Annotated in this window: 7 protein-coding genes; all 7 read right to left on the reverse strand. The window is 59.2% G+C overall.

All coding sequences use genetic code 11. The features are described from left to right. Positions 1-45: 45 nt before the first annotated feature. Positions 46-2,142, reverse strand: coding sequence for a TonB-dependent siderophore receptor (locus BM229_RS08245; RefSeq protein ID WP_093927096.1), 2,097 nt, complete (start codon positions 2,140-2,142; stop codon positions 46-48). A 98-nt stretch (positions 2,143-2,240) separates the two neighbouring features. Further along, entirely contained in the window at positions 2,241-3,065 is an 825-nt protein-coding gene (locus tag BM229_RS08250; RefSeq protein ID WP_093927097.1) for an ABC transporter ATP-binding protein, read from the reverse strand. Continuing rightward, on the reverse strand, positions 3,062-4,093 hold the full coding sequence (locus tag BM229_RS08255; RefSeq protein WP_420855245.1) for a FecCD family ABC transporter permease: 1,032 nt from the start codon (positions 4,091-4,093) through the stop codon (positions 3,062-3,064). The genes BM229_RS08250 and BM229_RS08255 overlap by 4 nt, the downstream gene beginning before the upstream one ends. Continuing rightward, positions 4,090-5,091, reverse strand: coding sequence for a FecCD family ABC transporter permease (locus tag BM229_RS08260; protein ID WP_093927098.1), 1,002 nt, complete (start codon positions 5,089-5,091; stop codon positions 4,090-4,092). Before BM229_RS08260 ends, BM229_RS08255 begins: the two co-directional genes overlap by 4 nt. Next, the gene (locus tag BM229_RS08265) at positions 5,091-6,008 is read right to left on the reverse strand and encodes an iron-siderophore ABC transporter substrate-binding protein (RefSeq protein WP_093927279.1); all 918 of its coding nucleotides are present in this window, start codon (positions 6,006-6,008) and stop codon (positions 5,091-5,093) included. The genes BM229_RS08260 and BM229_RS08265 overlap by 1 nt, the downstream gene beginning before the upstream one ends. A gap of 188 nt (positions 6,009-6,196) precedes the next feature. Next, on the reverse strand, positions 6,197-11,236 hold the full coding sequence (locus BM229_RS08270) for a GEVED domain-containing protein (RefSeq protein WP_244152138.1): 5,040 nt from the start codon (positions 11,234-11,236) through the stop codon (positions 6,197-6,199). A 594-nt stretch (positions 11,237-11,830) separates the two neighbouring features. Continuing rightward, entirely contained in the window at positions 11,831-14,365 is a 2,535-nt protein-coding gene (locus tag BM229_RS08275) for a hybrid sensor histidine kinase/response regulator (protein WP_244152139.1), read from the reverse strand. Between the last annotated feature and the right edge of the window lie 29 nt (positions 14,366-14,394).

Genomic DNA, 14,394 nt, shown 5'->3' on the forward strand with positions numbered 1-14,394 from the left:
GTCAAAGAAAAGCGCGGCACACGAGGGTGGTGCCGCGCTTGAGGCTCACCAGCTGTGGGCCAGCTTCACGGTGACTTCACGGCCGGGGCTGTAGAAGTCAGCGTAGAAACCGCCGTAGGAGGTGTGCTTTTCGTCAAACAGGTTGGTGACATTGGCCGAAAGCGATGTCTGCTCGGACAGGTCATAGGTCACTGCGGCATCCACAACGACAAAGCTGCCTGTGTCGCCTGCGGTGTTGCTGTCGCTGTAGTAATAGCCACTGTTGAACCGCGCGCCCAGACCAACAGTCAGATCACCGCGGCCGAGGTTTTCCCACGTCCGGCTGGCCCAGATCGAAGCGACATTCTCAGGCACCAGACCGGGGCGATTGCCGACGTTGCCGGATGTGCCGTTCTCTTTGATCTCGGCATCCAGAAAGCTGTAGGCGGCGGTGAGGGTATAGGCACCGACCTCGGCCTTGGCTTCCAGATCAATACCGCGCACGCCAATCTCACCAATGGTTTCCGGCAGGTTGGTCGCCGGGTTGGTGCGGGTGATGTTGCTTTTCGACAGGTCATAGACCGAGGCTGTCAACAGTGCATTGGTGCCCGCCGGTTGCCATTTGGTGCCCAGTTCGAACTGCTCGCCCTCTTCCGGTTCAACGCCAAAGCCTGCAGGCACGACCGACTGCGCGTAGTTCCCAAAGACCGCGATATTCGGTTTGATCTTATAGGTCAGGCCCGCCCGGCCTGTCGTTTCGCTGATGTCGTTTGTCTGGACCGTACCCGCAAGGTTATTTGTCTCGGTTACATCGATCCAGTCATGGCGCAGGCCGAAAGAAGCGATGAAACGCTCGTTCCAGTTCAGCTCTTGCTGGACATAAAGCGCCTTGCCTTCTGTTTCGGTGTCGAGGTCGGCAAACATCGGAACGTCAGTTGGGCGACCAGTGTAGGTTGGATTGTCTAGATCAACCGAAGGTGCCGCGCCGTAATAGCGTTTGTCTGTGTCATCCGACCAAGAGAATTCGACCCCCGCAGTGGTGGTGCTGGCCGCCCCGCCAAAGAACTCTTCGTAGGTCAAATGCAAGTCAGAGATCATGTTCTCGCTGGTGCCATCGCTGGCAAAGAACGCGCGATCCACGGTGTCATCATCCGGGGTGCCATCGCTGACGTAGGCATAGCCAAAGTCGTCTTCACTGTCGCTATAGCGCAGGGTGCCGCCAAAACTCAGCCCATTGCCAAAGTCATGCGTGCCCAGCACAGAGACGGTCGTCCGGTCGGTGCCGCGATAGTTGTAGTCAGGCTCGCCATAGAACACGTCGCCGCGGTCGAAATCGCCGCCCGCTGGGAAGCCACCGCTGCCCGGTACTGAATCGCGGTCAAGATGGTCGACGATTATGGTCAGTTCTGACGCATCGGAGGGCCGCCATGTCAGGCCACCCATCGCGAACAACTCATCATTCTCGGAATAGGGATATTCCAGCTCACCGTTGCGCAGAAGTCCGGTGAAGCGATAGCTAAGCGTGCCCTCTTCATCCAATGTGTCGCCGAAATCTACGCCGGTTTCCAAGCTGCCGTAAGAATCCACCGATGTGTAGACGGTGCCGAAACGTTCGGCGCGCGGCCTTTTGGTAACATAGTTGACCGAGCCGCCGGGGTCCGACAGACCAAAGGTTGAGGAAGACGCGCCCTTGATGACTTCAACACGTTCAAAGGCAAAAGGCTCTTCCCGGACGGCACCAAAGTTTGCACCCAGCGTCAGGCCGTCACGGTAGGTATAGGCCTCGAACCCGCGCAGGATGAAATAGTCAAACCGGTCATCCGCGCCATAGCTGTCCGTGGTGGCACCGGCGGTGTAGTTCAACACCTGCTCCACGCTGTCCGCGCCGCGGGCTTCGATCTCGCGGCTGGTGATGACTGAGACACTGGCCGGGATGTTGATGATCTCACCCGAAAGCTTGCCGCCGCTGCTGAGTTCGTTGGCGACAACCGTTTCCGCATCCGCCGCGCCCGAGTTTTGAGCGCTTGCCTCAAGGATCACATCATCCAATTGGTACGTCTCTTGCGCGGATAGCGCGCCGGGCACCAGTGCCGTGCAACACAAAAGCGCCGTTTTGATAGAGCCGCGCCCCAGTTGAAGATGAGTGAATTTTGAAGAGGACATGGCGGTCTCCGTAATAACCTAGTTAATCAGTCGGGATTCCCTTACGCCTATGATACGGAGAGCGCCAGAGTCAATCTGACTAATTTAGTAAGTTATTCTCAGGCTGCGGCATCTTTGTGGGAATGCACAGTTTTATGGCGCCCAATCGGCACCATGCAGGGGGTCTGCGAGACGGGGTCGCTGACGATACGGCACGAAAGGCCGAAAACGGTTTTCACCATCTCCTCTGTTAGAACGTCAGCGGGCGGCCCCTCGGCACGGATGCCGCCATCGCCTACGGCGATCAGGTGGTCGGCATAGCGAGCAGCAAGGTTGAGATCGTGCAGCACCATGATGATTGTTGTGCCCTGCGCGGTGTTAAGGTCCACCAAAAGGTCCAGAACTTCGATCTGATGCGCCACGTCCAAAAAGGTGGTCGGCTCATCCAACAGCAGCAGATCGGTCTCTTGTGCCAGCGCCATGGCGATCCAGACCCGCTGACGTTGCCCGCCTGAAAGCGTATCAAGGTCTCGCTCAGCCAGCTCTTCGGTCCCGGTCGCGGACAGCGCGCGGGCCACGGCGCTGTCATCCTCTGCCGACCAGCGCGAAAACAGCCCCTGATGCGGATGCCGCCCGCGCCCGACCAGATCAGCCACGGCAATGCCCTCAGGCGCGATGGGCGATTGCGGCAGCAACCCCATGACTTGGGCCAACTTACGCGATTTCATGCGGTGAACCGACTGCCCATCAAGCAGCACCGCACCGGATTTCGGCTGTAAAATACGTGCCAGCGTCCGCAATAGCGTCGATTTGCCCGACGCATTGCCCCCCACGATCGCCGTGATCTTACCCGCTGGAACGGTAAGGGAGACATCCTCCAGAATGATGCGTTTTTCATAACCTGCGCCCAGATTGCGCGTTTCGAGACGGTGATCGTGGGTCATAATGTGCCCCCATTTCTATTGGCGCGAACGATGAGATATAAAAGGAACGGCGCGCCGATCGCGCCAGTGATGACACCCACAGGCAAGCGCGCGGGCAATAGGAACTGCCCTGCGTAATCCCCAGCGATGACGAGCACAGCGCCCACCAGTCCGGCCCCCAAAAGCAAGCCGCGCGAGCCCGGCAAAAGCCGTGCTGCGATGGGGCCAGACAGAAAGGCAACGAATGCGATTGGCCCGGTGGCCGACGTGGCGATGGCCACAAGCCCCACAGCCGCAAGCGTAACCCTTAGCCGCGTGACATCCGACCGGACACCAAGCGCTTCGGCGGTGTCATCGCCAAGACGCAGCACCTCCAGATCACGGGCGGTGCAGGCCAAAAGCCCGCCAAACACCAGCAGCGCCCCGGCCACGGGCAACGCCTGCACCAGTTGCACGCCATTCAGGCTGCCGGTCAGCCAGCGCATCGCCTCGGCACGGTCCCACGCAGGGGCCTCTAGCAGGACATAGGCCGTCACACTGTCGAGCATGGCCGAGACACCGATCCCGATCAGAATCAACCGCGCACCAGCAGCACCCCGGCGCGACGACAGAGCCCAAATCATGGCGGCCACGCCCAATCCCGCTAGCACCGCGACAAGCGACACAAGCCAGCCATCGAAGGCCAGAATAACAATGACAAAGACCGCCGCCGCGCCCGCGCTGGCGCTGATGCCAATGATGTCAGGGCTGGCCAGCGGGTTGCGCAGCATGATCTGAAACGCCACCCCGCCCAAGCCAAAACTGAACCCCGCCAGCAACCCCATCACCGCACGGGGCAATCGCAGCTCGGACACCACGAAAGATGCATTGGCCCCCGGCGTACCGGTCAGCGCGGCCACAACATCGCCCGGTGCCAGACAGCCGCGCCCGCAGCTGAGTGTCAGCAAGACAAGGCCCAACACCAGCGCTGCCAGAAACACCAATACCTGAAGGCGACGCGTGCCTGCTTTGCGGGGCGCCAGAGGGGCGGCAAGGCTCATATCACTCATAACCCGCGCATCCTGTGATTGCGCACCGTCCAGATAAAGAAGGGCGCGCCGACAAAGGCGGTAACAATACCAACGTCCAATTCATTCGGCCGCGCGACAATACGGCCCAGCACATCCGACAGCCCCAACATCGAGGCGCCTGCCAGCGCCGACAGCGGCAGCACCAGCTTGTAATCCACCCCAGCGATCATCCGGCACAGATGCGGCACCACCAGCCCGACAAAACCAATCGGCCCGCAAAGCGCCGTCGCCGTGCCACATAGGATCACCGCCCCCGCCGCAGCCATAAGGCGCCCCAAGGCGACGCTTTGACCAAGGCCAGTGGCAAGCTCTTCGCCCAGAGCCAGCGCATTCAGAACGCGGGCCGACGCAAGGCTTAGTAGCAAGCCGACCAAGGCAAAGGGCACGGCAGGCAAAAGTGTCTCGAAACTTGCACCGCCAACACCGCCGACCTGCCAAGATTGCACAGAACCCGCGATATCGTTGCGCGGTAGCACCACCGCGATGATAAAGGCCGATACCGCGACCGAAGTCGCCGTGCCCGCAAGGGTGAGTTTCAGCGGCGTCGCCCCGCCCTGCCCGGCTGAGCCGATCAGATAGACGAAGACCGCCGTCACCCCCGCCCCGGCGATCCCGAGCCACAGATAACTATGCGCGCCGCTGATGTCGAACCAAGCGATGCCCACAACGACAAACAGCGCCGCCCCCGCATTGACACCTAAGATGCCCGGATCGGCCAGCGGATTGCGGCTGATGCCCTGCATCACCGCCCCCGCAAGGCCAAGCGCGGCACCCGCCAATATGGCCAACGCCGTGCGCGGCATCCGCACTGCAACCGCCGCAGCCCCGATGGTTTCGATCTGGCCGGTTATCCCCGCCCAGATCTCAGCCCATGGGACAGAACGCGCGCCCACGGTCAGCGACAGGCCCGTCATCAGAGCCAAAAGTCCGAGCAAAAGCGCAAAGCCTGCCAACCGTTGGGGGCGCTGCACCTGCATTATTCGCTGCGCGTGGCTGCGGCGCTCAGACGCGCGAGGTAATCGTCGAGCACATAGTCAATCGACAGCGGCGTCGGGTTGGCAGCGGTGCCCATTGGATCATTCGCTAGCAGCACGACCGACCCACGGGCAACCGCCGGAAACCGCGCGATCAACGGGTTCTTCGTCAGCTCATCCAACCGTGCCTGATTGCCATAGGTGACCACCACGTCCACGTCTTCAAATAGGTCGATCCGTTCTGCACTGACGCGGCCTGAATATTTTCCTGCCTCACTGGCGTCACGCACCGCTTGGGGTGTGGCCATGCCAATATCGGTCAGGAATTGCACGCGCTGGTCGGCGGCAGCATAAAAACCGATGGTGCTGAGGTCACGCGGATCAAGGTGAGTTACGAACATGCCGGTTTTGCCTGCCAGTTCAGGATGCTCTGCGCGGGCGGTTTCGATGCGTGTTTCGATTTCGGCGACCATCGCGTCGCCCTCCGCGGCCATGCCAAGGCCCGCAGCATTCTGGCGGATCATCTCGCGCCATGTGGTTGTCCACGCCGCTTCGGGATAGGCGATAACCGGCGCGATACGGCTTAGCGTTTCATAGTCGGACTGGGACAGGCCGGAATATGCGGCGAGGATCACATCAGGCTGGGTGCTGGCCACGGCTTCGAAGTCAATACCGTCGCCCTCGTCGAAAAGCGTTGGCACCTCAGCGCCCAGTTCGTCAAGCGCTTCGGTCACCCATGGCAGCAACCCATCGCCATCGTCATCGCCCCAGGAGGCGCGTGCGAATCCGACCGGGACAATGCCGAGGGCCAAGGGCACTTCGTGGTTGGCCCAACCAACCGAAGCCACCCGCTCGGGGCGCTCTGCGACAACCGTTTCGCCAAAGGCGTGTTCAACGGTGACGGGAAAGTCCTGCGCCATGGCCGCAGTCGCGCCAAAAGCCACACAAATGATTGACAAAGTTCTGAGCACTTTGGCCCCCTTTAATCCGATTCTTTTAGTAAACTATTGCGTGTTAAGCCGCAGCGCGCGGGGATGCAACAGGGCACATCGTCGGATCAGGGATTTGGAGGGTGTAGGGCCGCCCGCAAAAGCGGCCCGTGTTTTGGCTATTGAATGCTGACTTCGAAGGCAACAAATCCCTGCGCGCCCGGTTGCAGTACCCCCGTGCAGGACCAGCGCAATGCACCATCATAGCCCGGCGTATTTGCCAGTGGTTCATCCAGCGTGCACTCCACCCCATCGGCCAATGTAATCGGGCTGGGCACCGCAGATGACAGCGCAGTATAGGGCGGCGTTCTGTCGTAGACGACGATATCACGCGCGGGCACGGTGCCGACGGTTTCGACATAGATGCGGTATTCCAGCACATCCCCGGCAGAGGCACCGTTGCTGACCCCTTCGGGGCTGCCTTGGGTCACATTACGGACGGTTTTGGTCAGTTGCAGCGTGCCTTGGGCCGCCTCTACCACCAGCCGATCAGTGTTGTCGTTTCGCTGGCTCAACCCGCTGGCACCATAGCTGGTATCGGCCAAAAGGTCGAAACGATAGGTCGATCCCTGCGTCGCGGCACCTGAGGCAGTGACCCTTGCCAGCACGCAAATCAGCGTGCCCGCATCGGTCGGCAGCGGTCCGGTGATCGCTTGATCGGCTGTACCGTCGCAATCTGTGTCTTCGTAAAGCGCGGTTGAGAATGCCCCGTCGAGGGTAGAGGCGTCGCCCGCGATGTTGAACGATACGCTGCCCGGTGCGGCGGCGATATACTCATGCCACAACACCAAGACCTGCCCGGCTCGGATGGTTCGCTCTTGCGACTGGTTCAACCGGGCCGCTTCGACCATGCCGAAATCGAGCGTAGCATAGGACGTGCCCGCTGCAGGTGTGAAGGTGATGCTGCCATCATGCGGGTCACTGTTGACCAGCCCCGGCAGTGCGGCGCCGCCCTCTGACACGTTCAACAGGCCGGTGCCGGGCAATGCTGTGACGGTGACCGCACCGCTATACCCATCAGGCAATGTCGCGCGCCACATGCCATCCGCCGCCACGGCGGGCGTAGCAAGCAACACGCCTCCCGCATCAAATATCTGCACTTCGGCGCGATCTGTGCCCTGTTCACCGCTCTGCTGCGTGCCGTCATAGGCCGCGCCGCTGGCACCGATGTCAAAAAAGACTGTACCTGAAAGGACGGGTCCGGTTGTGCTAAGGGTCACGCTGGCGCGGGCCTCATCATCGTCCGCCAACCCGTCGCCCAGATCATCCACCAGCGCGCCGGTGTCGGGATCACTGTCTAGGTCGATCAGCGAGCTGCCAATGATCTCTGCCTGATTTTCATATGTCCCATCGCTCTGCATTGTCACGCGGATCGTCAGACTATGGCTGCTGCCCGCAAGAACATCGCCGAGCAACCACACCCCGGTCGCGGGGTCATAACTATCGCCCTGTGCCGCCGCATCATCAGAGACATAGGCAAAGCCATCAGGGATCAGATCAAGCACGCGAACATCTGACGGGCTGCCGGGGCCACTGTTCGATAGGGTCAGCACAATATCCAACGCATCCCCCGCCGCTGCCTCGGTCGCGGGCGTACCGTCCCCGGAGTGCAGGATGGTCTGAGCGAGCGCCAGATCGGCCTCTGTCGGCGCATTTTCAAACCCAAAGTCATAGCTGACGGCGCTGCCGCTTCCGATATCAACGGCAAGACTTGCGATCGGGTTGCCAGTGGTCAGGACCAGCCCCGCAGGAATCTCGGGATCGGTCTCATCCACTTCCACCAAATAGCCACGCGCCGGGTCAAGATTGTTGAACAGATAGGCCCCCGCCGCATCGGTTTCGGTCGACCCGACAACCGTGTCATCCGCAGGATCAACCGGGGTGCCCGCATCATCGAAAAGCGTCACGCCAATGCCAGCAGGCAGTGTGGTTTCCGCCCCATCGCGGCTGCCAGAACTGTCGGCGTCTTCGTAAAGTGTGCCTTCTATCGCGCCTTGCGGAAGCAGGTTGACGAGGGTCACAAGGTAATCCTCGACCTCCCCATCGAAGTTCAAACCGCTGAACGGGTCTTGGGTTAGCGCGCTTGAAGTCGACCAACGGACGCGCGCAAAGCTGGTGCCATTGCCGACGTCAGCAGGCACCGGGATATTCAGGGTGATCTGGTTATTGAAGCTGCCATCAGTATCGCCAAGACCACCATCGCGGAAGTTGACGGCAACCTGTTCGGTCGGGTCAAAGACATTGTTCTGGTTGAAGTCGATCCACACCTGAAGGTTTGTGATGCCTTCGGTCACAGGTATGCCAAGGGCAAGCTGCACACTTAACGTCTCATGAGTTTGAATGGTCAGCGGCACGATCGTGCCTGCCTCAAGCACCGGGAAGACGGCGATGGAATCCTCATCGTCAATCCCATCAAGATCGTCCCCATCCGCGCTAGCGCTATACATGGTTTCAGTCTCGGAATCGGGCACCCCACCGCCAAGATAGATGTCCGACGCAATGATGTGACGCGGTTCGCCATAGCTTGCAGGGGCATCACCCCGGTCCACCAGATCGGCAGCCGCGATCACAAGCGAGTAATCCTCGACCTCGCCGTCGACGACAAAACTGGCGACAGGCAACCCGGCCTCGGAAGAATAACGGAAGCGTGCGAAAGTGGTGGAAGTGGTAGCGTCGCTGGGCACGCTCACGTCGATCTGGATCACGCCATCGCCCGCTACGTCATCGAAGCCGGTGCCATCGTCGCGCAGATCACTTGCGATGTTTTCGCCAAAGGAGCCTTCGAAAACCCCATCCCCGTTAAAGTCGATCCACGCCTGAAGGTAGCCCGCACCGGTGACCGGAACGTTGAGCGTGCTGATCACACCTTGGGTCATTACAGGGAAAACCACCGCATCTTCGTCATCAGTATCCAGCAAGTCATCCGCCGTGGCCGAAGCGTCAGATTGTGCCACCAGTTCAATATCTGGCGGAATGCTTCCAAGGTAGATGAGGGGCGTATCGCTTACCCCATGGGACGCCGTCAGATATGAAATCGGCGCATCGCCAAAATCGACGCCCAAGCCATCAAAGACAGCGATGATTACCCGCGCCCGGTCACATTGCGTGGGGTCTAGGTTGTCGCAAAGCTCATACTCGATCTCATAGGTGCCAGAAGGCACGCCGGGCGGAACGATCACCCGACCCGCATCTGCGCCTTGTGTCTCAAGTACGGGCACCGGGTCGCCGGTGTTTTGAGGCACGGCCTCGGTCAGGACATCCAGCGTTGCGGTTGGAAAGGCGGCTGGCAGGCCGTTGATCGTGTCGTTGGACATGACCTCTCCGGCGGTGCCGCCCAGCAAGCTGTTAAGGGGAGACGCCGTATAGTCATCGTCGCCCGCCACCACGCTGGCCGAGGTATTCGTCACCGCGCAGAGCCGGATCGAAGAACCGCGCGCCGCATCATTTTGCGAAGTTCCGGTATAGCCGTGAATGAATTCTCCTTCCGTAAAGGTGCCGTATTCATAGGTCACATAGTTGTCGAAACTGCTCTCATTCGGCTCATCAATCCAATTGGTCGGATCGCCGGTCTTGGCAGGGTCCATCGTGATGGCCTGCCCATTGGCCGGGAATGAGGCCAGAGGTGCGGTGTGAAAATATGAAATTCCATCGGGTGCAAGCAAAGGGCCAACAACGTCAGAACTGTCATCCGTTGTGCCGCGGCTGTCCACGTCCGTCTGCTGAATGATCACACCGTTGATGCGGCTTTGCTCGACCGGCGTCCCTTGAGGATTGGACGGGGTCGCACTGCCGTCTTGGACAAGACGTAGCCGGTAGGTGACAAAGCCATTGTCGATCGGCGTCATCCGCGCTTCGAGCGACCCGTCGATATTGACGTTTATGGCGTTACTAATTTGTGTCGCCTGAAACACGACATCCAAATCGTTACCGTTAATGTCTGTGGTGACATTGTCATAAACGAAGATATCTGAGGTGGTCAGCGCGAAGGCGCTCCCCGCCCCTGCCAATTGGGTGCGCGGCTGCCCAAAGACGGATTGCGGCGTGCAGGTTTGCGGCCCCGTATCGGTCGACAGCACATTGGCGACGATGCTGGCATTCTCTGGGTTGGATTGCAGGCGGGATACGAAAGGCGTGCCAATTGCGCCAATCCCTGCCGTGGCCGTGCTATCGACCGCACCCGACAACGCATCAGCCGCCGTAACAGTATATTCCGCCGTACAGGTTACCGTGCCACCGGGTGCCACGGGCGCGGTGATCGCAGGGCAAGTGACCGTTCCCACAAGACTGTCTTGGATCACCACATCTTGGTTCAGGTTAAAGGGCAACTCCCCCGTGTTCGTCACCTCATAGATAAAGGTAATCGTATTGCCTTGCAGCGCGGACAGCGGGCTGGTGAAACGCGTAAGGCCGATGGTCTGATCCGTGGTGAAATTCACCTCCGCAAAAATGCCAATCCCCCGCGCGCCCGCGTCGTAAGGCAGCGTCACAGGATTGTAGTAACTGCGCACCTCACCGATGCTTTCATCGTACCAAATTTCGATCCGCGAGGTTGCATCGGGATAGGTCAGCCGGATCGACCCGTTCGAATCGTTATTGGATGTAGGAGAAAGAACGGCGCTCCCGTCAATGAACAAACACTGCGCCTCGTTTGCATTCAGCAGCCCCGTATCGCCAGAGCCTAGACCAGGGCCAACAACCACGGTGGGCGCGGGGCCTAGCGTGCTAATACTCGGATTGCCGTTGTCACCAAAGGCGGTGACGAAGTCGCACCGGTCGGCCGTGCTGTGCGCATCAGAGGCATCCATGTCGAGAATGTCGACAAATAAGTTGTCAACCTGAAACGCCACTCCGCCAGAGCTTGCCGTTACGCTGGCAGTGATCCTGTCATCCCCGCGCCGCCCCGCGTTCGGCGCGGCATCGCCGATGACAACCAATGATTCCACGCCGCCGCCGAAAATGTCTACGTCATCCGGGCTCAAAATCGGGTTGCCCTGCGCATCAGTGCTATAGGAGCGCAGCGACCCTGTCATCTCTACGGTCGCATCAATCTCAAAGCCGTATTGATCATCTAGGGTTCGCACCAACGGCCCGGCAAATCCTGCGGGCCAGTCGAATGTCGACCAATCGATAGAGAAATCCCCGGCTTCCGCGGCTGTCATGGCGACTGTGGCGCAAACGGCTAAGGAAACGCCGCACAGCATTTTCCGACAATGAAGATGTTTCACAATATACCTTTCGGTCCCGGCCATTGAATCCGCAGAAACAGGCACCCAAACGATGTAACGAGCTTAATTTTCCCTACCTTTATCGTGAATTTCCGTCCCCAAGACGAAGGTGCATTCGATCAGACTCAACGGCCCAGTGGATAGCGCGATATACTTGAGGATAGGTGAAAGTCCTGACAAACCTCGTCGAATGCGGCCCCGGCCTTCCCCCGAGGGGAGGGATGGAGAAAGCCGGAGGGGCGCATCGCTGCAAGACAATCAAGGAGCCGCTCCCTGGGGTGGGGGGACGGGTAGCAGCTCCTGAGAAGGCCCGCGCGTCGAAGCATTTTTCAGACAGATCGGTCGAAAAAACCGACTGTCAGCTTAGGGGAGCGGTCATTGAACTGGTCAACGATGCCTTCATGCAGACCCGTCGATTGGCGGGTACATCTCAACATAGTCCGTGCCGCGCGCTGTTGCATCTCAGCGGGGGTATAATCGGGCTAGCCTTAAGGATAGGTTATAATGTGCTTGGATTGGTTCCCGTTCTCAGGGACCAACCTGCGCCTGCATCGCCGCCTCTGTGGCGTTCCACGTATCCGGCAAAGCATTGCATAGGCCGCGTGCCTCTTCGGGTTTGTCGGTCTTGCATGCGGTCTCGATCTCTTTGAGCAACCCATGGAGCCGATCCGCTCCGAGCATCCCGCACATCCCGGCCATGGCGTGGGCACGCGCCTGTAGATCAGGCAAGGCGTCGGCCGCCATCAGGGCTGGCAGATCATCCGCGACCTGATCGGACAGCTTTTGAACCCGTTCGCGCAGTTTCTCTTCGCCCAGCAGGTCGATCAAATCTACCATCTGTTGGTCGTTCAACAACGGGCGTTTCGCGGATTTCCCCTGAATTGGTGTTGGCACACTTTGCGCCTGTTTTCGCAACGCCTTTTCAGGCATAGCCGTGCGCACCTGAACCTCTCGCAATTCAGCGCGCAACACTTTCATATCCAAGGGCTTTTGCAAGAAGCCCGACATGCCGACTGCACTAAACTCCTCGCGCTCTTTGGGCATGGCATGGGCCGTTACGGCAATAATCGGCGTCGCGTGGTTCGGGCCACTGCCGGATAGAATTGCCTTTGTCGCCTGAATGCCATTCACCTCTGGCATAGAGATATCCATCAAAATTGCGTCGAAAGTTGCGCCTTTCGCAATATCAATCGCTTCGCGCCCCCCGGTCGCCAGGGTGACATCATGGCCGATCCGCTCGAGCATCGCTTTGATAAGCTCGCGGTTGATCTCATTATCATCCACTAACAACAGGTTCAGCCGTTGTGCTGGGGCTTGCTCAACGCGTTTGTTATGCACATCAGGCGTCTCATCACAGCAGGTCTCTACCATCACAGCGAGTTCCACCGGCAGGCACAGCGTGAAGCTTGTCCCCTCCCCCACCGTGGACTCGCAGGTGATCTCGCCGCCCAACCGTTTCACCAAACGGCGCACGATTCCAAGCCCCAGTCCGGTGCCCCCGGTTCGGCGCTCATACCGGCTGTCGAGCGAAACGAAATCTTCGAAGATACGATCAATATCATCGGCCGGAATGCCAGAACCGTCATCTTCGACCTGCAGGTGAAATTCCTCCCCCGCGTCTGCCTTTGCGAACCACCCTCTTAGCGTCACATCGCCGCCGGGGCTGAACTTGATTGCGTTGCTTAGTAGATTGACCAGCACCTGCTGGATCGCCCGAGGATCGGTGACGATAGATTTATCGTCCAGCTTTGTCAGATCAAGATGCAGCCGGGTGCCGCCAGCTTCGGCCAGAGGCTCCATCGTGTTGATGATCCCCGCCATCAGCGCGGTCATATCGCAGGCCTGCCGCACCTGTTCATATGTCCCCGCCTCGCTGCGCTCAATCGCTAGCACGTCATTAATATGCCCCAGCAGAATTTCCCCCGAGGTCATTGCCGCATCAAGATAGCGTTTCTGCTCATCATCAAGCCTATCATCCAGCAACAATTGCAAAGCAGAGATCACACCATTGAGCGGGGTGCGCATCTCATGGCTCATCATGGCGAAGAAACGTGATTTTTCTTGATAGGCGTCCAAGGCCTCATCACGTGCGGCGATGATTTCGGCTTCGCGCAGACGCTTTTCGGTAATGTCACGAATATAGGCGATGAAAAGCGAACCCTGCGCCGACGGCGATTGCGAGACGGACATCTCTACAGGGAAAATGCGACCGTCTTGGTCGATCATCTCGAATTCGCGTCGGCCTTTGTCAGCCACCTCCGTCTCACCAGTTTGGCGGAATTTCATAAGGCGTTCGCGGTGCGCCATACGGTCAGCAGGGGGAATCAGCAGACTGATATAGTCACTGCCCTTCGCCGCCTCATGGGTGATCCCAAATATCTCTTCAGCTGACCCGTTAAAATCTTCGATCTCTCCCTGCGCGTTGATCACCACGATAGCGTCCAATGAGGCTTGGAGTGTCGTGGCGAGGCGCAGGTGGTTTTCTTCGACCATCTGCGACGTGCTGTTCAATCGGCTGGCCTGCCGCGACAGGCGATAAACAGCGCCGACCAATGCCAAGGTGACAATCAATACAATCGCCGCCATCACTTCGATCAGGCGCACAATTTCATGGCGTTCGTTTTGGGACATTTCACTCGCGATCGCGATGGAAGCCAAAGCGATTTCGCGCGGGATATCCTCTACTGCGCGCAGCATCCCATCAATATCGCCCAGCGCGGCGGCCAGTTCGGCATCCGTGCCATCAATCGTCGGCAAGAAACTATCGAGTAGAAACCGCAACTCGCGGATCTGCGGCTTGGCCTCGGCATTGTTGCGTACCCGCTCGGCCAAAAGAACGCGGCTGTAGAAGATGTCGAACCGTTTGCGAAGCTCATCCAGTGCTTCCGGCGTGGCGGATTGTGCCTCGGCCAACGCACGGTCTGTCTTGAGAAACTCAATCTCAATTTGGGTAAAAACCCATTCGGCGTGATCCTGCTGCGCACTATCAAGCGCCTGAATCCGATCCCAGATGTTATAGGCCAGATAGGCGGCGATACTCATCCCTACAACAAGGATGAGCATCAGAACCTGCCGGCTTCTGGCGCCTGTTG

The organism is Sulfitobacter dubius (genome assembly GCF_900113435.1).
GTDB classification, from domain to species: domain Bacteria; phylum Pseudomonadota; class Alphaproteobacteria; order Rhodobacterales; family Rhodobacteraceae; genus Sulfitobacter; species Sulfitobacter dubius.

Bases quoted from the DNA above. Each gene is read 5' to 3' on its own strand.
- BM229_RS08270 (WP_244152138.1), bottom strand. From the start codon at position 11,236: ATGACAGCCGCGGAAGCCGGGGATTTCTCTATCGATTGGTCGACATTC.
- BM229_RS08250 (WP_093927097.1), bottom strand. From the start codon at position 3,065: ATGACCCACGATCACCGTCTCGAAACGCGCAATCTGGGCGCAGGTTAT.
- BM229_RS08265 (WP_093927279.1), bottom strand. From the start codon at position 6,008: ATGGCGCAGGACTTTCCCGTCACCGTTGAACACGCCTTTGGCGAAACG.
- BM229_RS08245 (WP_093927096.1), bottom strand. From the start codon at position 2,142: ATGTCCTCTTCAAAATTCACTCATCTTCAACTGGGGCGCGGCTCTATC.
- BM229_RS08255 (WP_420855245.1), bottom strand. From the start codon at position 4,093: ATGAGTGATATGAGCCTTGCCGCCCCTCTGGCGCCCCGCAAAGCAGGC.
- BM229_RS08275 (WP_244152139.1), bottom strand. From the start codon at position 14,365: ATGCTCATCCTTGTTGTAGGGATGAGTATCGCCGCCTATCTGGCCTAT.
- BM229_RS08260 (WP_093927098.1), bottom strand. From the start codon at position 5,091: ATGCAGGTGCAGCGCCCCCAACGGTTGGCAGGCTTTGCGCTTTTGCTC.